Genomic DNA, 20,937 nt, shown 5'->3' with positions numbered 1-20,937 from the left:
GGACATCGCCACGATCTTGCCAGTACCGTCGGCGTGCGAGCGAGTAGCCTGCACTGCACGTCGCAGGGGGCTGCGGCGCGGGACGGGACACGAGAAGGACGAGGGCGTCGGTGCGGGTTCGCAAGCTGGAGAAGAAGCGGGGCTGGGCCTTCACCTTCGCTGCCTCGATCGTCAAGCCCACGCTGCTCTCCGTCACCCGGCGCACCTGGGTGGACGGTGAGAAGATCCCGGCCACGGGCGGGTGCATCGTCGTGCTCAACCACATCTCGCACGCCGACCCGCTGGTCAGCGCGCACTTCGTCTACGACCACGGTCGGCTGCCGCGCTACCTCGCGAAGTCCGGGCTGTTCCGCAACCGCTGGCTCGGCGGGTTCCTGCACGCCGCCGGCCAGATCCCGGTCGAGCGGCTGACGGCCTCGGCCGCCGGCGCCTACGCCGCGGCGGTGGCCGCGATAGAGGCCGGCGAGTGCGTCGTGGTCTATCCGGAGGGCACCCTGACCCGCGACCCGGACCTGTGGCCGATGCGCGGCAAGTCGGGGGCCGCACGGCTCGCGCTCGCGACCGGCGTCCCGGTGGTCCCGGTGGGGCAGTGGGGCGCCCAGCACCTGCTGCCGCCGTACTCCACGAGGCCCGACCTCCTCCCGCCCAAGCAGATCGTGATGAAGGCCGGCGACCCTGTGCCGCTGGACGACCTGCGGGCCCTCGACATCACGCCGGCCGTCGTGCGGCAGGCGACCGACCGCATCATGGCGGCCATCGTGGCGCTCGTGGAGGACATCCGTGGCGAGTCGGCGCCGGCCGAGCGCTTCGACCCGCGCACCGCCGGGGTCACCGCGATCGGAAACCCCCACCGGAGCCCGCGTCGGAAGGACCAGCGGTGAGCCCGTCGAGGAGCAGGGTGGCGGTCTTCGGCGCCGGGTCGTGGGGCACCGCCTTCTCGATGGTGCTCGCCGACGCCGGCAACGACGTCACGCTGTGGGCCCGGCGCGAGGAGGTCTGCGACTCCGTCAACGCCACCCACCAGAACGCCGACTACCTGCCCGGCATCGAGCTGCCGCGGTCGATCCGTGCCACCCACGACCCGGAGGAGGCCGCCGCCGGGGCCGAGGCGGTCTTCATGGTGGTGCCGTCCCAGACGTTCCGCGCGAACCTCCAGGAGTGGGCGCCGGCCCTGCCGCCGACCGCGCCCATCGTGTCCTTGATGAAGGGCGTCGAGCTGGGTTCGCTCGACCGGATGAGCCAGGTCATCGCCGAGGAGACGGGCGCCGGCCCCGACCGCATCGCCGTCGTGAGCGGGCCGAACCTCTCCCGCGAGATCGCGCGGCGCGAGCCGGCCGCCTCCGTGGTCGCCTGTGAGGACGAGGACGTCGCGCGCCGGCTGCAGGCGCTGTGCCACAGCGCGGCGTTCCGTCCCTACACCTCCGTCGACGTGCTCGGCTGCGAGCTCGGAGGCGCCTACAAGAACGTGGTGGGGCTCGCCGTCGGCATGGCCGTCGGCCTCGGTTTCGGTGACAACACCACAGCATCGGTGATCACCCGGGGCCTGGCCGAGACCGCCCGCCTGGCGATGGCGCTGGACGCCAACCCGCTCACGCTGATGGGTCTCGCCGGGCTCGGCGACCTGGTCGCCACCTGCTCCTCGCCGCTCTCGCGCAACCGCAGCTTCGGGGTGAAGCTCGGCGAGGGCATGACGACCCAGGACATCTACGACTCCAGCCGCCAGGTGGCCGAGGGTGCCAAGTCGTGCTCGTCGCTGCGGGCCCTGGCCGAGCGCACCGGCATCGACGCCCCCATCGCCGCGCACGTGGACGACGTGGTCGCCGGGAAGCTGACGGCGCCGGACATGATGGAGAGCTTCATCGCGCGGGACACCAAGGCCGAGACGGACTGATGAGACGGCCCGGCCCGACCGAGGGACGAGGTCGCACGAGCGCGTCGAGACCCGGTGCGGTGCACGGCCTCGACGATGCAGCTCGTCCCCGGTGCTCCTCGTACCTCGACCGGCGGGAGGTGCGGGTCAGCCCGCGGTGAGCGTGTCGAGCGCCCGCACGAGGTCGTCCCAGAGGTCGTCGACGTCCTCGATGCCCACCGACATCCGCACCAGGCCGTCGGGGATCGTGGCGGCCTCGGTCTTCCAGCGGCGGCGGCGCTCGAACGTCGACTCCACGCCGCCCAGCGAGGTGGCGTGCACCCAGAGCCGGGTCTTGCGCGTCAGCAGGTCGGCCGCCATCGCGCCTCCGGCCAGGACCACCGCCAGGATGCCGCCGAAGCCGGGATAGCGCACCTCGCCGATGGCCGGGTGCTCGGCCAGCCGACGCGCCAGCTCCATGGCGTTCTGCTGCGCCCTCTCGACGCGCAGGTGGAGCGTGCGCAGCCCACGCAGGGTCAGCCACGCCTCCAGCGTGCCGGGCACGGCGCCGAGCAGGTCCCGGCGGCCCTTCAGCACGGCGTACAGCTCCTCGTCGCTCGTCACCACCGCACCCATGAGCAGGTCGCTGTGGCCGCCGAGGTACTTCGTGGCCGAGTGCACGACGACGTCGACGCCGTCGGCCAGCGGGGTCTGCAGCAGAGGGGTGGCGAAGGTGTTGTCGACCACGACGTAGGCGCCGGCCTCGTGCGCGGCGGCGGTGATGGTCGCGATGTCGGCGATCTCCAGCGCCGGGTTGGTCGGGGACTCCAGCCACACCAGGGCTGCGTCGTCGCAGGCGCGGACCACGGCCTCGGTGTCGGTGATGTCGACCAGCTCCGCGCGCAGGCGGCCGCGCGACTCCAGGTCGGCCAGCTGCATCACCGTGCCGTTGTAGGCGTGGCGCGGGGCCACGACCTTGGCGTCCCTGCCGACCAGGTCGAGGACCGTGGCGACGCCCGCCAGCCCGGAGGAGAAGGCCAGGCAGCGACCGCCCTCCAGCTGCCCGATGACGTCCTCGACCGCGGTCCAGGTGGGATTGCCGTAGCGGCCGTACTCCAGGTCGCCGCCGGCGACGTACGTCGCGGCCATCGTGATGGGGGTGTTGAGCGGCGCGTCCGGCTCGTGGGGCGGGCGGCCGGCCGTGACGGCGACGGTGCTGGGCTTGAGGGCGTTCGAGGGTGAGTCCGCGGGCATGGGGACGACCCTAGGCGGCTAGGGTCGACGCCGATGAGCCAGTCCAGCCGCCGCAAGCCCCGCGTCGCCGTCGTCTTCGGCGGCCGCTCCTCCGAGCACGCGATCTCCTGCATCACGGCGGGGAGCGTCATGGACGCCATCGACCGCGACACCTACGACGTCGTGCCGGTCGGCATCGCGGCCGACGGGCGGTGGGTGCTGGAGTCCTCCGACACCTCCCGGCTCCGGCTCACCACGCCCGGCGCGCTGCCCGAGGTCGACGGGGACGGGGACTCCATCGCGCTGCTGCGCGAGGAGGGCCGCACCGACATCGTGGTGAGCGCCCCCTCGGCGACGCCCCGCACGCTGGGCGAGGTCGACGTGGTCTTCCCGGTGCTCCACGGCCCGTGGGGCGAGGACGGCACCATCCAGGGCATGTTCGAGATGGCCGGGGTCCGCTACGTCGGTGCCGGCGTGCTCGCCTCGGCCGTCAGCATGGACAAGGCCTACCTCAAGATCGTCCTCCAGGCGGCGGGCCTGCCGGTCATGCCCGGGGTCACGGTCACCGAGCGGGAGTGGCGGGCCGACGCGACCGGCTGCCGCGAGCGCATCGCGGCGCTGGGCTTCCCGGCCTTCGCCAAGCCCGCGCGCGGCGGCTCGAGCATCGGGATCAGCAAGGTCCACGACGCGAGCGAGGTCGACGCGGCGCTGGTGGAGGCGTTCCGCCACGACCCCAAGGTGCTCGTCGAGGTCGCTGCGGTCGGGGCCCGCGAGGTCGAGTGCGGGGTGCTGGGCACCCTCGACGGCGGTGTCGAGACCACCCGGCCCGCCGAGATCCGCATCGGCGGTGACCACGAGTTCTACGACTTCGCGGCCAAGTACCTGCCCGAGGAGCACACCGAGCTCGACGTGCCCGCGGACCTGCCCGCCGAGGTCGAGGCCGAGATGCGCGAGCTCGCCGTGCGCTGCTTCGAGGCGGTCTCCGGGGAGGGCCTGGCCCGCGTCGACTTCTTCGTCATGCCCGACCACTCACTCGTCGTCAACGAGCTGAACACGATGCCGGGCTTCACCCAGACCTCGATGTTCCCGCGGATGTGGGCCGAGTCCGGCCTCGACTACCCGGCGCTGGTCGACCGCCTGCTCCAGCTGGCGCTGCGGCGCGGCACCGGGCTGCGCTGAGCCCGGCTCGTCACGAGCAGGGCCTCACCAGCTCCAGCTCGGCGGTGACGGGCCCGCCGAGCTCCTTCAGCACGACGTCGGAGCGCTGGCGGTAGACGCCGGGGACGCGCACCTGCACGACCGGCTCGTAGCCGAGGGACCACACGGTGATGTCGGCGCCCAGGTCCTCCATCGCCGCATCGTCCGGCACGAACCACTGCGTGCCGTCGGCCACGGTGCACGACGCGAACTCGTCGAAGGACGCGGGCATCGTCGTGCCGCACTCCAGCACCAGGGCCGGGTCGTCGCCCCAGGCGGCACCCAGCGCGTCGTCGGGACTGACGGAACGCCGCTGCGCCCCCGCCACGGTGTCGGGCAGGTCGTCGAGCAGCTCGCGGCACACGGCGGCCTCCCCGGCGGGGACCTCACGGTCCTCGATGGACACCTCCGAGCCGCACCCGGCCATCCCGAGCAGGAGGGCGCACGCGACGACGCCCCGGAGCCGAGACGGTCCGGGGCGTCGTACGGACGCGGTGATGGGCAACCCGGTCAGATGTGCACGACCGGGCAGGTGAGGGTGCGGGTGATGCCGTCGAGGCTCTGCACCTTCGACACCACGAGCTTGCCGAGCTCGTCGACGTTGCGGGCCTCCGCGCGGACGATGACGTCGTAGGGCCCGGTCACGTCCTCCGCGAGCGTCACTCCCTTGACCTGGGCGATGGCGGTGGCGACCTCGGCGGCCTTGCCGACGTCGGTCTGGATCAGGATGTAGGCCTGGACGACCATCAGGACTCCTCGGTCTCGTAGTGCGGCTGTCGCGGCCAACCTACCGTGCAGCGTCGGGCGCCCGACAGCCCTCCCGCGCGCACCGGTGACACGCCTTCCGCCCGTCGTCTGGTGGGATGGGGCCATGCCCTCCCAGCCGTCCGCGACGCCCCCGTTCCCCGCCGACGCGACCCTGGCGGACGCCGGGGAGTTCGGCCTGATCGGCGCCCTCACCCGCATCTTCGAGCAGGGCGAGCACGTGCTGGTCGGCCCCGGCGACGACGCGGCGGTGCTGCGCATCCGGAGCGGCCACGTGGTCGTCTCCACCGACCTGATGGTGGAGGGCCGGCACTTCCGCCGCGACTGGGCGAGCGCCGAGGACGTCGGGCACCGGGCCGCCGCCCAGAACCTCTCCGACGTCAACGCGATGGGCGGGCGCGCCCACTCGCTCACCGTCGGGCTGGCCGCGCCCGCCGACCTGCCGGTGCAGTGGGCGCTGGACTTCGCGCGCGGCTTCGCCGAGGAGTGCGCGCTGGTCGGTGCCAGCGTCGTGGGCGGCGACCTGACCCGCGCCGACGAGGTGGTGATCGCCGTGACCGTGATGGGCTCGTGCGCCCAGAGCCCCGTGCTGCGGTCCGGCGCCGAGCCCGGCGACGTGGTGGCCCTGTGCGGGCGCCAGGGCTGGGCCGCCGGCGGGCTGGCCGTCCTGGGCCGCGGCTTCCGCTCGCCCCGGGTGCTGGTCGAGGCCTACCGGCGCCCGGAGCCGCCGTACGACGCCGGGCAGGCCGCCGCCCAGGCCGGCGCCACCGCCATGATCGACGTCTCCGACGGCCTGCTGTCCGACGCCGGTCACCTCGCCGAGGAGTCGGGGGTGACCCTCGACCTCCACCGCGCCGCCTTGGAGGTGCCCGAGCCGCTGCACGCGGTGGGATCGGCCCTGGGTGCCGACCCGATGAGGTTCGTGCTGGGCGGTGGCGACGACCATGCGCTGCTCGCGACGTTCCCGCCCGACCGCGTGCCCGACGGCTGGACCGTCGTCGGTGAGGTGCGCGAGGGGGAGGGCGTCACGGTCGACGGCGCGGCGTACGACGGCCCCACCGGGTGGGTGCACTTCTGACCGGGCCCGTGCGATTTCAGCGTTCGCCGGGCTGTCGGATACTCTTGCGCGGTTGCTCGCCGGCCCGGTCGGCCATGGCGGGCCCTCTGACATGAATCAACGAACCTCAGGAGTACCCGGTGGCTGCCGTCTGTGACATCTGCGCCAAGAAGCCCGGCTTCGGCAACAACCGGCCGTGGTCGCGCAAGATTACGAAGCGTCGCTTCAACCCCAACATCCAGCGGGTGCGTGCCACGGTCAACGGCACCCCCCAGCGCATGAACGTGTGCACCGGCTGCCTCAAGGCCGGCAAGGTCTCGCGCTGATCCCACGCTGACCGACGGGCCCCGCGAGCACCTGCTCGCGGGGCCCATCGCACGTCCGGCGTCCCGGCGCCGCGGTGTCGCCACCGGGCACTACCCTGTGGCACTCGACGCGCGTCCGGGGGCGGTGCGCACCAGGAGGGGGTGGCCATGGAGACCGTGCCGCACGGCATCACCCTCGCGACCGTGCTGCGCTTCGTGGACGTGGCGACCGACACCCTGGCCGCCGCGCGGGAGGAGATCGACGCCCTCAACGTCTACCCCGTGCCCGACGGCGACACGGGCACGAACATGTTCCTCACCGTCTCGGCCGCCCGGGACGCGATCCGCGCCGCGGTCGCCGACGGCGCCGACTTCCCGGCCGCGATGGCCGCGTTCTCGCGCGGGGCGCTGCTCGGCGCGCGCGGCAACTCCGGGGTGATCCTCTCGCAGCTGCTCGGCGGCATCGTCTCGCGCCTGGTTTCGGCCACCGCCCAGGAGCGCAACGCCGTCGTGATGGCCGACGCCCTGCGGCTGGCGACCGACGCCAGCTACGCAGCCGTCGGAACGCCCGTGGAGGGCACGATGCTCACCGTCGCCCGGGCCGCCAGCGACGCCGCCCTGGTGAGCGCGGCCGTCCCGGCGGCGCGGGCGCGCGACGTCTTCTCGGCCGCCGCGGCGGCCGCCCGCGAGGCGCTGGCGCGTACGCCGGAGCAGCTCCGCGTGCTGGCCGACGCCGGCGTGGTCGACGCCGGAGGCCGGGGCCTGAGCGTGGTGCTCGACGCCGCCGAGACCGTCCTCACCGGGCGCCGCCCGCTGACGACCTCGCCGCGTCGCGGTGGCGGGCCCCGGATCCCGTCGCCGGTCGCCGGCCACGGCCTCGGGCCCGACGGGCCGGCGTACGAGGTGATGTACCTCCTCGATGCCGACGACGCCGCCGTCTCGGCGCTCAAGACGTCGCTGGCCCCGCTGGGCGACAGCCTCGTCGTGGTCGGCGGCGAGGGCCTGTGGAACGTCCACGTCCACGTCGACGACGTCGGCGCGGCGATCGAGGCCGGCATCGCCGCCGGCCGGCCGCACCGGGTGCGGGTGACCCACTTCGCCGACCAGGTGGCCGGCCGCCCGGCCGCCACCCGCACCGGACGGCGGCTGGTGGCCGTCGCCGCCGGTCCCGGCCTGGCGACGCTCTTCGAGCAGGCCGGCGCGATCGTCGTGCACGGCGGGCCCGGGCAGCGACCGTCGTCCGGCCAGGTCCTGGCGGCCATCGAGTCGTGCGGCGCCGCCGAGGTGGTCCTGCTGCCCAACGACGCCGACTCGGTGCGCGTGGCGGAGGTCGCCGCCCGCACGGCGGAGCAGTCGGGCGACGTGACGGTCGTGGTGATCCCCACCCAGGCGCAGGTGCAGGGCCTCGCGGCGGCCGCCGTGCACGAGCCGGGGCGCCGGCTGGACGCCGACGTGCTGGAGATGACCGCCACCGCCCGGCACACCCGCCACGGCGCCGTCACGGTCGCCGTCCGGCAGGCCATCACCATGGCCGGGCCGTGCCGGCCCGGCGACGTGCTCGGCGTCATCGCCGGCGACTTCGCGGTCGTGGGCGACGACCTGCACGCCGTCGCGGTCGACGTCCTCGAGCGTCTCCTCGGCGGCGGCGGCGAGCTCGTGACGATCGTGGCGGGCGCCGAGGAGGGTGCCGAGGAGCTGGCACGCCGGTGCGCGGCGTACGTCGAGGCGGAGCACCCGCACGTCGACGTCGTCGTGTACGACGGCGGCCAGGCGCGCTACCCCCTCCTGGTGTCGGTCGAGTAGGCCCCGGCAGCCATGGTCGCCATCACCCCCGACTCGCCGATCGCGAGCGTCTTCGGGCGCTCGGTGAGGAAGCGCGACGCCATCTCCAAGGGTCTGGGCCTCGCCACCGTCGGGGACCTCGTCTGGCACTTCCCGCGCCGCTACGTGAAGACCACCGAGCTCTCCGAGGTGGCCGAGCCGCGAGAGGGCGACCTGCTCAGCGTCGTGGGCCGGGTCACGCGCAGCGAGGTCCGCTCGTTCCTGAACAAGCGGACCCGCAAGCCGGGCTTCCGCGTCGAGGTGCGCATCGAGACCAACGGGCCCTCGTTCACCTGCTCCTTCTTCCTGCCCCACAAGACCCAGGCCGACAACGAGCAGCGGCGGATGGCGGTGGGCGGCAGCGGCATGTTCACCGGCAAGGCGCAGCGCTTCGCCGGGTCCTGGCAGCTCGCCTCGCCGCACTCGGTGATGTTCGGGGCGACGGAGGGCGACGACGCCGACGCTGCGGAGGGCGGCCTGGCGGCCAGCCTCAAGGGGCTCCTCCCGATCTACCCGGTGACGGCAGGGGTGTACTCCTGGGACGTCCAGAAGGCCGTCCAGCTCGCCCTCGACGTCGTCAGCGACGTGCCTGACGTCCTCTCCCCGGAGCTGCGCGAGCGCTACGGCGTGCTCGACGTGATGGCGGCCCTGCGCTGGGTGCACGCCCCCGACGACCACCGGCAGCTGGGGGCCGCGCAGAAGCGGTTCCGCTTCGAGGAGGCGCTGATCCTCCAGCTCGTGATGGCGCGGCGCCGTGCCGCCCAGCGCGCCCTCGGCGCCCAGGCCCGCACCGGCGGGGGAGGACTGCTGACGGCCTTCGACGCCCGGCTGCCGTTCACCCTGACCGACGGCCAGCGCGAGATCGGGGAGCTCCTCGAGGAGGAGCTGGCGCAGAGCCACCCCATGAACCGCCTGCTCCAGGGCGAGGTCGGGTCGGGCAAGACGCTGGTGGCCCTGCGCGCCATGCTGCGCGTGGTCGACTCCGGTGGTCAGGCCGTGCTGCTGGCGCCCACCGAGGTGCTGGCCCAGCAGCACCACCGCAGCATCACCGCGATGCTGGGCGACCTCGCGGCCGGCGGCATGCTGGGCGGTGCCCCCGAGGCCACCCGCGTCGTCCTGCTCACCGGCTCGATGGGCAGGGCGCAGCGCCAGGAGGCGATGCTCGCGATGGCCAGCGGGGAGGCGGGCATCGCGCTCGGCACGCACGCGCTGCTCGAGGAGGGCGTCACCTTCGCCGACCTCGGGCTCGTCGTCGTCGACGAGCAGCACCGCTTCGGCGTCGAGCAGCGCGCCGCGCTCACCGACAAGGCCGGCAGCCCCCCGCACGTGCTCGTCATGACCGCCACCCCGATCCCACGGACGGTGGCGATGACCGTCTTCGGCGACCTCGAGACCTCCGTGCTCTCCGAGCTGCCGGCCGGACGCGCCCCGATCCAGACCAGCGTCGTGCCGCTGGTCGACCAGCCGCACTGGATCGACCGGGTGTGGCACCGGGTGCGCGAGGAGGTCGAGAAGGGCCACCAGGCCTACGTCGTGTGCCCCCGCATCAGCGGCGACGAGCCCGAGCAGGGCGAGACCGACCAGCTCGACCTCGACGACGAGGGCGCGCCGGTGGCTCCGCGCCAGGCGCTCGCCGCGGTGACCGACCTGGTCGAGGAGCTCTCGACGCAGCGGCTGCCCGGCCTGCGGGTGCGGATGCTGCACGGCAGGATGCCGCCCGACGAGAAGGACGCCGTGATGCGCGCCTTCGCCGCGGGCGAGATCGACGTGCTGGTGTCGACCACCGTCATCGAGGTGGGCGTCGACGTCGCCAACGCCACGGCCATGGTGCTCATGGACGCCGACCGCTTCGGCGTCTCCCAGCTCCACCAGCTCCGTGGGCGCGTCGGCCGGGGCGGCCACCCCGGTCTGTGCCTGCTGGTCACCCGGTCCGAGGCCGGCAGCGACGCCCGGGTGCGGCTCGACGCCGTCGCCGCGACCACCGACGGCTTCGAGCTCAGCCGCGTCGACCTCGAGCAGCGCCGTGAGGGCGACGTGCTCGGCCGCAACCAGAGCGGCTTCCGCTCCAGCCTGGTGTCGCTGCGGGTGCTGCGCGACGAGAAGACGATCGTGCGCGCCCGCGGGGCCGCCGAGGAGCTGCTCGCCGACGACCCCGCGCTCGAGCGGGCGCCCGCGCTGGCCCGCGTGGTGGACGAGATGGAGAAGACCCGCGAGTCTGAGTTCATGGAGAAGTCATAGGGGCATGACGCGGATCATCGGGGGGAGTGCCGGAGGTCGCCGGCTCCAGACACCCAGGGGCGCGGCCACGCGGCCGACCAGCGACCGGGTGCGGGAGGCGCTGTTCTCGGCGATCGAGTCGTGGTGCGGCTCGCTGTCGGGCCTGCGCTTCCTCGACCTGTACGCCGGGTCGGGCGCCGTCGGCCTCGAGGCCTGGTCGCGGGGCGCCGGGGTGGTCACCCTGGTCGAGCAGGACCGGCGTACCGCCGCGCTCGTCGCCGACAACGCCCGTGCGCTCGACGCCCGCGCCCACGTGCTCACCGCCTCGGTCTCCACCGCGCTGGCCACGGTGCCGTCCGCGCCGTACGACGTGGCCTTCCTCGACCCGCCCTACCCGCACGCGTCGTCCCGGGTGGTCGCCGACCTGGCGGCGCTGGTGGGCCACCACTGGCTGGTGCCCGGAGCGCTGGTGGTCGTCGAGCGCTCCTCCCGCGGCGAGCCGCTCACCTGGCCCGAGGGGCTGGTGGGGGAGCGGCAGCGCAGGTACGGCGAGACGATGCTTTGGTACGGTCGCGCCGCCACCAACCCGGAGGAGTAGCCCGTGCCCGCACGCCGTCGTGTCGTGTGCCCCGGTTCGTTCGACCCGGTGACCAACGGACACCTCGACATCGTGGGGCGAGCGGCGTCCCTGTTCGACGAGGTCGTGGTGGCGGTGGGGGTCAACGCCTCCAAGAACCGCCTGTTCACCGCCGACGAGCGCATCGAGATGCTCCGGACCGCCTGCCGCGACCTGCCCAACGTGCGTGTCGACGGGTTCGCCGGGCTGCTCACCGACTTCTGCCGGGAGCACGACATCGTCGCCATCGTGAAGGGCCTGCGGGCGGTGAGCGACTTCGACTACGAGCTGCAGATGGCGCAGATGAACTCCAGCCTCGCGCCGATCGAGACGGTGTTCGTGCCGACGAGCCCCGAGTACTCCTTCCTGGCCTCCTCGCTGGTCAAGGAGGTCGCCGCGTTCGGGGGCGACGTCGCCGGCCTGGTGCCCGGCTTCGTGCACGACCTGCTGAGGGAGCGGCTGGCCGAGCGCACGCGCGAGCAGTGAGCCGATGAGGCGGTGCGGTCCGGTGCGTTTTGGTCCCGTCGACGCCCGCCCGTTAGGATTCATGGGTTCTGTCGTGCCGGACTGGAGTTGAGCCCTGAACAGCCTGGACCCGAGAGCGCCGCTCGTGCTCGATACTCGCGAGCTCGGTCGCCGCCCGGGGTCCCAGCGTCAGGTGGTCGTCACCGTTCCGGCCCCGCCAGAACTCGGCATCGAAGTGCTCCGTGTCGCCGAGGGCTCGCCGGTCGACCTCGACCTGCGCCTCGAGGCGGTCATGGAGGGCGTGTTGGTCACGGGTACGGCGCAGGCCGTGCTCCACGGCGAGTGCGTGCGGTGCCTGGAGCCCATCGAGGACGAGCTCGTCGTCGATCTCCAGGAGCTGTACGTCTACGACGACATCCGGCACGACGACTCCGACGAGGAGCTCGACGACGAGGCCAGCAAGCTCGAGGACGACCTGCTCGACCTCGAACCCCTGCTGCGGGACGCGGTGGTGCTCGCACTGCCGTTCCAGCCGCTGTGCCGGGACGACTGTCCGGGCCTGTGCGTCGAGTGTGGCGCGCGGCTCGCGGACGATCCCGGTCACGGGCACGACGCAGCGATCGATCCGCGGTGGGCGGGCCTCCAGGCCCTCCAGCCGGATCGCGACCAGAACCAGTGATGGCCGGACCTCCGGCCCGTGTGAGGAGAAAACAGTGGCTGTCCCGAAGCGGAAGATGTCGCGCAGCAACACGCGCCACCGTCGGTCGGCGTGGAAGGCCGTCGCGCCCTCCCTCGTGACCTGCGCGAACCCCGCCTGCGGTGCCAAGCACCTGCCGCACCGTGCGTGCGGTCAGTGCGGCCAGTACGGCGCCCGCGCCGACCGTCGCCAGGTTCTCTGAACCGGGCGACGCGCTGACCACCGCGAGTCTGCGTGTCGCGCTCGGCGATCCGGTCCTGGACGCCGAGCTGCTGGACCGCGCGCTGACGCACCGCTCGTACGCCTACGAGAAGGGCGGCCTGCCCACCAACGAGCGGCTGGAGTTCCTCGGCGACTCCGTCCTCGGGGTCATCGTCACCGAGGCGCTCTACACGACCCACCCCGACCTCTCCGAGGGGCGGCTGGCCAAGCTCCGCGCCGCGGTGGTCAACGCCCGCGCCCTCGCCGGGGTCGCCCGTGAGCTCGGGCTCGGCGAGCACATCAAGCTGGGCCGGGGCGAGGAGTCGACCGGTGGCCGCGACAAGGCCTCGATCCTCTCCGACACGGTCGAGGCCGTGATCGGCGCCATCCACCTCTCCGGCGGCTTCGAGGCCTCGGGCCCGGTGGTGCACCGGCTCTTCGACCCGCTGATGGAGGCCGCCGCCGCCATGGGCGCCGGGCTGGACTGGAAGACCTCCCTGCAGGAGCTCTCCGCCGCGCACGGCCTCGGCGTGCCCGAGTACGTCATCGAGGACGACGGCCCCGACCACATGAAGACCTTCACCGCCCGGGTCCGGGTCGGGGAGCAGCTCTACGGCCACGGCGAGGGCCGCTCGAAGAAGGAGGCGGAGCAGGCCGCCGCCGAGACCGCCTACGTCGCCATCCGGGCGACCGTCGCCCCTGTCGCCGTCCCCTCTGCCGCCCCTCCTCCCGGCTGAGCGGTGCCGGAGCTGCCCGAGGTCGAGGTCGTGCGCCTCGGGCTCGCCACCCACGTCGTCGGCACCACGATCGAGCGCGTCGAGGTGCTCCATCACCGCCCGGTCCGTCGTGACCCGCGGGGCGCCGACGGCTTCGCCGCCGCGCTGACCGGCCGGCGCGTCGACGCGGCCAGGCGCCGCGGCAAGTACTTCTGGCTCGCCCTCGACAACGGCGACGCCCTCCTCGGCCACCTCGGCATGAGCGGGCAGATGCTGGTCCAGGCGCCGGCCCGGCCCGACGAGAGGCACTTGCGGGTGCGCTTCACCCTCGACCGCCCCGAGCACGAGCTGCGCTTCGTCGACCAGCGGATGTTCGGTGGGCTGCTGGTGTCCCAGGGGGGCGCCGGCCTGCCGACCGAGATCGCCCACATCGCCCGCGACCCGCTGGACCCCGCCTTCGACGACGACGCGTTCGTGGCCCGCGTGCGGCGGCGCCCGTCCGCGGTCAAGCGGCAGCTCCTCGACCAGACGCTCGTCTCGGGGGTCGGGAACATCTACGCCGACGAGGCGCTGTGGCGGGCCCGGGTGCACGGCGAGCGGCCCGGCGACCGGCTCACCCGCGCCCAGGTGGGCGAGGTGCTCGCCCATGCCCGGGCGGTGATGGCGGCCGCCCTGGAGCAGGGCGGCACCTCCTTCGACGCGCTCTACGTCAACGTCAACGGGCAGTCCGGCTACTTCGACCGCTCGCTGCACGCCTACGGCCAGGAGGGCCTGCCGTGCCAGCGCTGCGGCACCCCCATCCGGCGGGCGCCCTTCATGAACCGGTCGTCGTACTTCTGTCCGGTGTGCCAGCCGGTGCCGCGTCGACGGCGTGCGCCGGCCGCCCGCTGACAGCCACACCGGCCGGGATTGACCCGCCGCACCCTCGGTGGGACTCTTGAAGACGGCCCGCACGGGCCGTTGTCCCCACCCGCACCTGAAAGGCTCGCCCATGGCCAAGGCGCTGATCGGTCACCTGAACAGCGACCCGCGGACCACCGCCCGTCTCTCCGCCCAGAACCACCGCCTGCGCGCCCGCGTCGCCGACCTCGAGCGGCTCGTCGTCCGGCTGCAGCAGGAGAACGACCGGCTCACCGCAGCGCAGGCAGCCGTTCTCCTCGAGCGCGAGACCCAGGCGCTCGAGCAGATGATGCACGCCTGAGCGTCCCTCCCCGGGCCGCACCAGCCCCGTGTCGCAGCAGCAGCCCCCCGCGTCGTCTCGTCGACGCGGGCTCCTCGACGCGGGCGTCGGCGAGGATGAGGTCAGAGGTCAGTGCGCCTCGGGCGGCATGGAGCGGGCGGCGTACCCCTGCCAGTTGCTGTTCAGGGCCTCGAGGAGCTGGGTGACCATGAGCGGGGAGAGGTTGACCCGCGCCACGACGGTGCCCTGGTGGCTGCCGTCCTCGCGCGGGTGCGCGTAGTCCATCCGCGCGAAGTCGATGGTGAACTCGTAGGGGCTGTGCGAGACCGCCGCGAAGTTCGCCCACACCCCGCCGGCCTGGTCGTCGGGCACGGCGATCTGGAAGTTCGGCGGTGCGGAGGAGGGCTGGTCCGGCTCGGCGTCTGACATGCCGCCGACGCTACCGGCGCCCCGGTCGGCGACGAGTAGGGTGAGCGGCGCTGGGCCCCACGCCGGTGTCTGAGAGGATGCCGCGTCCAGTCGAGCCGAGGTGCCGCGGAGGAGCCAGGGTGTACCTGAAGAGCCTGACCCTCAAGGGGTTCAAGTCCTTCGCGTCCTCCACGACGCTCCAGCTGGAGCCCGGCATCACCTGCATCGTGGGGCCGAACGGCTCCGGCAAGTCGAACGTCGTCGACGCCCTCGCCTGGGTGATGGGCGAGCAGGGCGCCAAGTCGCTGCGCGGCGGCAAGATGGAGGACGTCATCTTCGCCGGCACGTCCGGCCGCCCGCCGCTGGGCCGCGCCGAGGTCGCGCTGACCATCGACAACGCCGACGGCGCGCTGCCGATCGAGTACGCCGAGGTGACGATCAGCCGCACGATGTTCCGCAACGGCGGCTCCGAGTACGCCATCAACGGCCAGTCCTGCCGTCTCCTCGACGTCCAGGAGCTGCTGTCCGACTCCGGCATCGGCCGCGAGATGCACGTCATCGTCGGCCAGGGCCAGCTCGACCAGATCCTGCACGCGACCCCCGAGGACCGCCGCGGCTTCATCGAGGAGGCCGCCGGAGTCCTCAAGCACCGCAAGCGCAAGGAGAAGGCGCTCCGCAAGCTCGACTCCACCGAGGGCAACCTCACCCGGCTCACCGACCTCCTCTCCGAGATCCGCCGCCAGCTCAAGCCGCTGGGCCGGCAGGCCGAGGTGGCACGGCGGGCGGTCGCGGTGCAGGCCGACGTGCGCGACGCCCGGGCCCGCTTGGTCGCCGACGACCTCGTCACCGCGCGCACGGCACTGACCCAGGAGCTCGCCGACGAGTCGCTGCTCCTCGAGCGGCGCGCGCAGGTCGAGGCCGCCGTCACCGAGGCCCGCGCCCGCGAGTCGGCGCTGGAGGCCGCCCTCCGCAAGGACCTGCCGGCGCTGGCGGCCGCGCAGGAGACGTACTTCGCCCTCTCCGGGCTGAAGGAGCGGCTGCGCGGCACGCAGTCGCTGGCGGCCGAGCGGGTGCGCAACGCCGCCGGCACGAGCGAGGACGACGTCGACCACGGCGGCCGCGACCCGGGGCAGCTCGAGGGCGAGGCGGCACGCGTGCGCGCTCAGGAGCAGGAGATCGGCGCCGAGGTCGAGTCGTTGCGCACCGCGCTGGAGGAGGCGGTCACGGCCCGTCGCGCGGCCGAGGACGCCGCGGCCGAGGAGGACCGCCGCATCGCCGGCCTCCAGCGCGCGGCGGCCGACCGCCGCGAGGGCCTCGCCCGCCTGCACGGCCAGGTCAACGCCATCAAGTCGCGCGCCGCCGCCAACGACGACGAGGTCGCCCGCCTCACCGCCGCCCGCGAGGAGGTCGTGGCCCGGGCCGAGCGCGCGCAGCGCGACTTCACCGCCCTGGAGACCAGGGTCGCCGGCCTCGACGCGGGCGAGGAGGGGCTCGACGCCGAGCACGAGGCGGCCGTCGCCGCCCTCGACGACATCGAGGAGCGGCTCGCGAAGGCCCGCGACGAGGCGCAGCAGGCCGATCGGGAGCGCACCGGCCTGCTGGCCCGCAAGGACGCCCTCGAGATCGGGCTCAACCGCAAGGACGGCGCCGGCGCGCTGCTGGCGGCCTCCGACCCCGTGTCGGGGCTGATGGGCTCGGTCGCCGCGCTGCTCGCGGTGCGCCCGGGGTTCGAGGCCGCCGTCGCCGCGGCGCTCGGCTCGGCTGCCGACGCGGTCGCCGTCACCGACGCCGACGCCGCCGTCGCCGCCATGCGGCACCTCCGAGACGACGACCTCGGCCGGGCCGGACTGCTGCTGGGCGGAGCCCCGGCCGACGACCGCCCCTGGCCCGCGCTGCCCGACGGGGCGACGTACGCCGTCGGGGTCGTCGAGGGGCCGACCGCGCTCGACGGCGCCCTGGCCCGGCTGCTCCACCACGTCGCGGTGGTCGACGACCTCGACGCCGCGCGCGCCCTGGTCGCGGAGGTGCCCGGTGTCACCGCGGTGACCCGGGCCGGCGACCTGATCGGCGCCCACTACGCCTCCGGCGGCTCCTCGAGCCAGCCGAGCCTGATCGAGGTCCAGGCCGCGGTCGACGAGGCCACCGAGCAGCTCGCGGAGGCCACGGCCGCGGCGGAGCGGCTGGGCTTCGAGATCTCCCGCCTGGAGTCGGCGCGCCTGGAGGCGCTCAAGCGCAGCGACGTGGCGCTCGCCAAGCTGCACGAGTCCGACGCGACGCTGGCCGCGGTGGCCGAGGAGCTCGGGCAGTACGGCTCGCAGGCCCGCGCCGCCCGCGGCGAGGCCGAGCGGCTCGAGAAGGCCATCGCCACCGCCGAGCAGGCCCACGAGAACGACCTGGCCGGCCTCGCCGAGCTCGAGCGACGGCTCGCCGCCGCCGAGGAGGCCAGCGACGAGGAGCCCGACGTCGCCGACCGTGAGCGCCTGGTCGAGCAGGCACGCGCCGCCCGGCAGGGTGAGATGGACGCCCGGCTCGGGCTGCGCACCGCCGAGGAGCGGGCCCGGGCGCTGCACGGGCGCGCCGACGCCCTGCTCCGGTCGGCCCGCGCCGAGCGCGAGTCGCGCGCCAAGGCCCGCGAGCGCCGCGAGCGCATCCTGCGCGAGGGCCGGGCGGCCGAGTCCGTGGGTGCCGCGGTCGCGGTCGTCCTCGGCCGGCTGGAGCACTCCATCGTGCTGGCCTCCGAGGCGCGCGGCGACATCGAGCGTGCCCGGCACAGCCGGGAGCAGGATCTGCTGGCGGTCCGCACGGCGCTGCGCGACCTCGGTCGCGAGCACGACGAGCTGGTCAGCTCGGTGCACCGCGACGAGATGGCCCGCACTCAGCAGAGGATGCGGATCGAGCAGCTCGAGGAGCGGGCGCTCGAGGAGCTCGGCCTCGACCCCGAGGCGCTGGTCACCGACTACGGGCCAGAGGTCCCCGTGCCGTTCGCCGGCGAGGTCGCCGACGGCGAGGAGCCGCCCGAGCCGGCGCCGTACGTGCGCGAGGAGCAGCAGAGGCGCCTGCGTGCCGCGGAGCGGGCCCTGAGCATGCTGGGCCGGGTCAACCCGCTCGCGCTCGAGGAGTTCTCCGCGATGGAGGAGCGCCACCGGTTCCTCACCGAGCAGCTCGAGGACCTCAGGCGGACCCGCAAGGACCTCCTCGACATCGTCCGCGAGGTCGACACCCGCGTCGAGCAGGTCTTCGCCGAGGCGTACGCCGACGTCGAGCGCGCCTTCGACTCCACCTTCGCCCGGCTCTTCCCCGGTGGCGAGGGCCGCCTGGTGCTCACCGAGCCGGGCGACATGCTGAACACCGGCATCGAGGTGGAGGCCCGCCCCGCGGGCAAGAAGGTCAAGCGGCTCTCGCTGCTCTCGGGCGGGGAGCGCTCACTGGTCGCGGTGGCGTTCCTGGTGGCGCTGTTCAAGGCCCGCCCCTCGCCGTTCTACATCCTCGACGAGGTCGAGGCCGCGCTGGACGACACCAACCTCGGCCGGCTGCTCGAGATCTACGAGGAGCTGCGCGAGAACTCCCAGCTGCTCGTCATCACCCACCAGAAGCGCACCATGGAGGTCGGCGACGCGCTGTACGGCGTCACGATGCGCGGCGACGGCGTCTCGGCGGTCATCAGCCAGCGGCTCCGCGACGCCGAGAGCGCGTGACCGGGGCCGCGTGATGGGGGACCGCGCACCGGGGCCGACCCGGGCCGACTACGTGGCGTGGCGCACCGTCACCACCCGCTGGCGCGACGACGACGCCTACGGCCACCTCAACAACGCGACCTACTACGAGCTCTTCGACACCGCCGTGAACGCCCACCTCTACCAGGCCACGGGCACCGACGTACGGCGGCTGCCGGCGATCGGCGTGGTCGCCGAGACCTCCTGCCGCTACTTCCGCGAGATCGGCTTCCCCGAGCCGATCGAGACCGGGCTGGTCGTGGACAAGGTGGGCACCTCGTCGGTCGTCTACCGCATCGGCCTCTTCCAGGGCGACGGCGACGAGGCCGCCGCGGAGGGCCGCTTCGTGCACGTCTACGTCGACAACGCCCACGGCGCCGGGCAGCGGCCCGTGGTGCCCCTGCCGGACGTGGTGCGCACCGCCGTCACCCCGCTCCTGCGCGGCTGACCCGCGCGCCACGCCGGGGATGCCGGCCGCACCGACGGCGTGTGCCACGCTGGGGCGACGTGCAGCCGACCGCTCGGGAGTGATCGATCCGTGACCGCCATCATCCTCACCATGCTCCTCGTCCTGGTCGCCGCGACCGGCGTCGTGGTCTACGTCGCCTGGCCGCACCGCGGTGCCGACGTCCCCGGGGCGCCCTGGCTCGGCGATGCGATGAGGAAGGGCGTCGAGAGGCTGCCGACGCTCGAGGAGGACCAGCACGCCGACGCCCAGCACGACGTCCAGCACGACGTCCAGCCCGACGCCCGACCGCACCCACAGCCGGGTCAGCACCGCGTCTGAGCCTCGGGGGGGTCGGCGGCGGCCGGTCGGGGAGCCGCGTCTGATTGGATTGCCGCATGGGTGACTGGCTCTTTCTGATCATCGGCATCGCAGTCGTCGGACTGCTCACCGTCGTCGGCCTGCTGACCTCGGGGCGCGGCCGCGGGGCGGCGCCCCCGGCGGGTAGCACCGACGTCATCACCACCGCTCCTCCCGAGACGGGCGTCGAGGCCCCCGAGGCACCCACCGACCTCGTCGAGGCCCCGGTGGCGCCGACGGTCGAGCGCCCCGAGGGCACCGCCTCGCGGCTGGTGCGGCTGCGCGAGCGGCTCGCGCGCTCGCAGGGGACCCTGGGTCGCGGCCTGCTGGCGCTGCTCACCCGCGAACGGCTCGACGAGGACACCTGGGAGTCCATCGAGGACACCCTGCTGACCGCCGACATCGGGGTTGCCCCGACCCAGCAGCTGGTCGAGCGGCTGCGCACCCGGCTCCGGGTCGAGGGCGGCACCGCTCCCGACGTCCGCAGCGTGCTGCGCGAGGAGCTTCTCGCGCTCGTCGACCCGGAGATGGACCGGCGCGTCCAGGTGAGCGGCGCGGACGGCAAGCCCGGCGTCGTCCTGGTGGTGGGCGTCAACGGCTCCGGCAAGACCACCACGGTCGGCAAGATCGCCCGCATCCTGGTGGCCGAGGATCGCACCGCCCTCCTGGGCGCGGCCGACACGTTCCGCGCGGCGGCCGTCGACCAGCTCGCGACCTGGGGGGAGCGCGTCGGCGTGGACGTCGTGCGCGGCCCCGAGGGCAGCGACCCCGCGAGCGTCGCCTTCGAGGCGGTCCGGCAGGGCACCGAGCAGGGCGTCGACACCGTCCTCGTCGACACCGCCGGCCGCCTGCAGAACAAGGCCGGTCTCATGGACGAGCTCGGCAAGGTCAAGCGCGTCATCGAGAAGCAGGCTCCCGTCACCGAGGTGCTGCTCGTCCTGGACGCCACCACCGGCCAGAACGGCATGATCCAGGCCCGGGTGTTCAGCGAGGTCGTCGACGTCACCGGCATCGTGCTGACGAAGCTCGACGGGTCGGCCAAGGGCGGTATCGTCGTCGCGGTCCAGCGGGAGCTCGGCGTCCCCGTGAAGCTCGTCGGCCTCGGCGAGGGGCCCGACGACCTGGCCGTCTTCGACTCCGGTGCGTTCGTCGACGCCCTCCTGGGCTGATCACGGCACGGGCGGGGGCCGACGACGCAGCACGCACCCGGAAGGCAGGACTGGTGGACGCGCACGTGGAGCAGGGCGATGACGGCACGCCCGGCATCGCCCGGCTGCGGCGTGCGGTCGGCCGGGTCCTCGACGGGCGGTCGAGCCCGCCGCCGCCGCCGGCCAGGCTCGGTCCCGACGCCACGAGGCTGATGCGGTCGCCGCTGTTCGACGAGGCGTACTACGCGCAGCAGGCCGGGGTGGGGGGCACCCGGCTGGAGCTGGTGCGCCACTACCTGCGCACGCCGGTCGGCAGGCGGCCCTCGCCGCACCCGCTCTTCGACCGCCGCTTCTTCGCCGAGTCCTACCACGCCGACGTCGGCCGCCGTGACGTCTTCCTGGTCTACCTGCGCCGCAAGGCCTTCCGCACGCCCACGCACCCGCTCTTCGACACCCGTCGCTACCGGCGCCGCAACCCGGGGGCCGCGAGCCACCCGCACGGTCCCATCGGCCACTACCAGGAGGTGGGGGCGGCAGCCGGCAT

General features: G+C 74.0%; 23 protein-coding genes. 19 read left to right on the top strand and 4 right to left on the bottom strand.

Features of this window, described 5'->3' with window-relative positions:
* Positions 1-110: 110 nt before the first annotated feature.
* Together QZX64_RS12930 and QZX64_RS12925 are read left to right on the top strand one after the other, a co-directional pair.
* Entirely contained in the window at positions 111-881 is a 771-nt protein-coding gene (locus QZX64_RS12930; RefSeq protein WP_295660545.1) for a 1-acyl-sn-glycerol-3-phosphate acyltransferase, read from the top strand.
* Positions 878-1,891 carry an NAD(P)H-dependent glycerol-3-phosphate dehydrogenase gene (locus QZX64_RS12925; protein WP_295660542.1) on the top strand — a complete coding sequence of 338 codons (1,014 nt, stop codon included), beginning with the start codon at positions 878-880 and terminating at the stop codon, positions 1,889-1,891. The genes QZX64_RS12930 and QZX64_RS12925 overlap by 4 nt, the downstream gene beginning before the upstream one ends.
* Positions 1,892-2,017: 126 nt before the next feature.
* On the opposite strand, the gene QZX64_RS12920 is transcribed toward QZX64_RS12925, so the two are convergent.
* On the bottom strand, positions 2,018-3,103 hold the full coding sequence (locus tag QZX64_RS12920; protein WP_295660539.1) for a PLP-dependent aspartate aminotransferase family protein: 1,086 nt from the start codon (positions 3,101-3,103) through the stop codon (positions 2,018-2,020).
* A 33-nt stretch (positions 3,104-3,136) separates the two neighbouring features.
* On the opposite strand from QZX64_RS12920, the gene QZX64_RS12915 reads away from it, so the two are divergent.
* On the top strand, positions 3,137-4,261 hold the full coding sequence (locus QZX64_RS12915; protein WP_295660536.1) for a D-alanine--D-alanine ligase family protein: 1,125 nt from the start codon (positions 3,137-3,139) through the stop codon (positions 4,259-4,261).
* Positions 4,262-4,271: 10 nt separating this feature from the next.
* On the opposite strand, the gene QZX64_RS12910 is transcribed toward QZX64_RS12915, so the two are convergent.
* Both QZX64_RS12910 and QZX64_RS12905 read right to left on the bottom strand, forming a co-directional pair.
* Positions 4,272-4,784, bottom strand: a complete 513-nt coding sequence (locus QZX64_RS12910) for a DUF3515 domain-containing protein (RefSeq protein ID WP_295660533.1) — start codon at positions 4,782-4,784, stop codon at positions 4,272-4,274.
* Between the two features lie 5 nt (positions 4,785-4,789).
* The gene (locus QZX64_RS12905) at positions 4,790-5,026 is read right to left on the bottom strand and encodes an Lrp/AsnC family transcriptional regulator (protein WP_295660530.1); all 237 of its coding nucleotides are present in this window, start codon (positions 5,024-5,026) and stop codon (positions 4,790-4,792) included.
* Positions 5,027-5,150: 124 nt separating this feature from the next.
* On the opposite strand from QZX64_RS12905, the gene QZX64_RS12900 reads away from it, so the two are divergent.
* From QZX64_RS12900 to QZX64_RS12850, 11 genes are all read left to right on the top strand, one after another.
* Positions 5,151-6,122 carry a thiamine-phosphate kinase gene (locus tag QZX64_RS12900; RefSeq protein ID WP_295660526.1) on the top strand — a complete coding sequence of 324 codons (972 nt, stop codon included), beginning with the start codon at positions 5,151-5,153 and terminating at the stop codon, positions 6,120-6,122.
* Between the two features lie 119 nt (positions 6,123-6,241).
* Complete coding sequence (gene rpmB, locus QZX64_RS12895; protein WP_295660524.1) at positions 6,242-6,427, top strand: 50S ribosomal protein L28; 186 nt, start codon at positions 6,242-6,244, stop codon at positions 6,425-6,427.
* A gap of 147 nt (positions 6,428-6,574) precedes the next feature.
* Positions 6,575-8,209, top strand: a complete 1,635-nt coding sequence (locus QZX64_RS12890; RefSeq protein WP_295660521.1) for a DAK2 domain-containing protein — start codon at positions 6,575-6,577, stop codon at positions 8,207-8,209.
* Positions 8,210-8,221: 12 nt separating this feature from the next.
* Positions 8,222-10,465 (top strand): ATP-dependent DNA helicase RecG, encoded by a 2,244-nt coding sequence (locus tag QZX64_RS12885; RefSeq protein ID WP_295660518.1) that lies wholly within the window; start codon positions 8,222-8,224, stop codon positions 10,463-10,465.
* Between the two features lie 4 nt (positions 10,466-10,469).
* Positions 10,470-11,042, top strand: coding sequence for a 16S rRNA (guanine(966)-N(2))-methyltransferase RsmD (gene rsmD / locus QZX64_RS12880; protein WP_295660515.1), 573 nt, complete (start codon positions 10,470-10,472; stop codon positions 11,040-11,042).
* 3 nt (positions 11,043-11,045) lie between these two features.
* Positions 11,046-11,546, top strand: a complete 501-nt coding sequence (gene coaD, locus QZX64_RS12875; RefSeq protein ID WP_295660512.1) for a pantetheine-phosphate adenylyltransferase — start codon at positions 11,046-11,048, stop codon at positions 11,544-11,546.
* 94 nt (positions 11,547-11,640) lie between these two features.
* Entirely contained in the window at positions 11,641-12,204 is a 564-nt protein-coding gene (locus QZX64_RS12870) for a DUF177 domain-containing protein (RefSeq protein ID WP_295660552.1), read from the top strand.
* A 34-nt stretch (positions 12,205-12,238) separates the two neighbouring features.
* Complete coding sequence (rpmF, locus tag QZX64_RS12865; RefSeq protein WP_295660510.1) at positions 12,239-12,424, top strand: 50S ribosomal protein L32; 186 nt, start codon at positions 12,239-12,241, stop codon at positions 12,422-12,424.
* Positions 12,425-12,437: 13 nt separating this feature from the next.
* Entirely contained in the window at positions 12,438-13,160 is a 723-nt protein-coding gene (gene rnc / locus QZX64_RS12860) for a ribonuclease III (protein WP_295660549.1), read from the top strand.
* A 3-nt stretch (positions 13,161-13,163) separates the two neighbouring features.
* Entirely contained in the window at positions 13,164-14,030 is an 867-nt protein-coding gene (gene mutM / locus QZX64_RS12855) for a bifunctional DNA-formamidopyrimidine glycosylase/DNA-(apurinic or apyrimidinic site) lyase (RefSeq protein ID WP_295660508.1), read from the top strand.
* Positions 14,031-14,130: 100 nt separating this feature from the next.
* Positions 14,131-14,340 carry a hypothetical protein gene (locus QZX64_RS12850; protein WP_295660505.1) on the top strand — a complete coding sequence of 70 codons (210 nt, stop codon included), beginning with the start codon at positions 14,131-14,133 and terminating at the stop codon, positions 14,338-14,340.
* 108 nt (positions 14,341-14,448) lie between these two features.
* Here QZX64_RS12850 and QZX64_RS12845 read toward each other — a convergent pair whose 3' ends face one another.
* The gene (locus QZX64_RS12845) at positions 14,449-14,748 is read right to left on the bottom strand and encodes a DUF3467 domain-containing protein (RefSeq protein ID WP_295660502.1); all 300 of its coding nucleotides are present in this window, start codon (positions 14,746-14,748) and stop codon (positions 14,449-14,451) included.
* 119 nt (positions 14,749-14,867) lie between these two features.
* On the opposite strand from QZX64_RS12845, the gene smc reads away from it, so the two are divergent.
* The 5 genes from smc to QZX64_RS12820 form a co-directional block, all read left to right on the top strand.
* Positions 14,868-18,422: a chromosome segregation protein SMC gene (gene smc / locus QZX64_RS12840; RefSeq protein WP_295660498.1), complete on the top strand. Its 3,555-nt coding sequence runs from the start codon at positions 14,868-14,870 to the stop codon at positions 18,420-18,422.
* Between the two features lie 13 nt (positions 18,423-18,435).
* Entirely contained in the window at positions 18,436-18,888 is a 453-nt protein-coding gene (locus QZX64_RS12835; RefSeq protein ID WP_295660493.1) for a thioesterase family protein, read from the top strand.
* A 90-nt stretch (positions 18,889-18,978) separates the two neighbouring features.
* Entirely contained in the window at positions 18,979-19,227 is a 249-nt protein-coding gene (locus QZX64_RS12830; protein WP_295660489.1) for a hypothetical protein, read from the top strand.
* Positions 19,228-19,283: 56 nt separating this feature from the next.
* Positions 19,284-20,414 carry a signal recognition particle-docking protein FtsY gene (ftsY, locus tag QZX64_RS12825; protein WP_295660486.1) on the top strand — a complete coding sequence of 377 codons (1,131 nt, stop codon included), beginning with the start codon at positions 19,284-19,286 and terminating at the stop codon, positions 20,412-20,414.
* Between the two features lie 53 nt (positions 20,415-20,467).
* On the top strand, positions 20,468-20,937 hold a 470-nt coding region (locus tag QZX64_RS12820), incomplete at its 3' end, for a hypothetical protein (protein WP_295660484.1).

Origin of the sequence: uncultured Nocardioides sp., assembly GCF_902805925.1 — a bacterium.
In the GTDB taxonomy this organism is placed as follows: Bacteria; Actinomycetota; Actinomycetes; order Propionibacteriales; family Nocardioidaceae; genus Nocardioides.
This window is presented reverse-complemented; position numbering and strand designations above follow the sequence as displayed.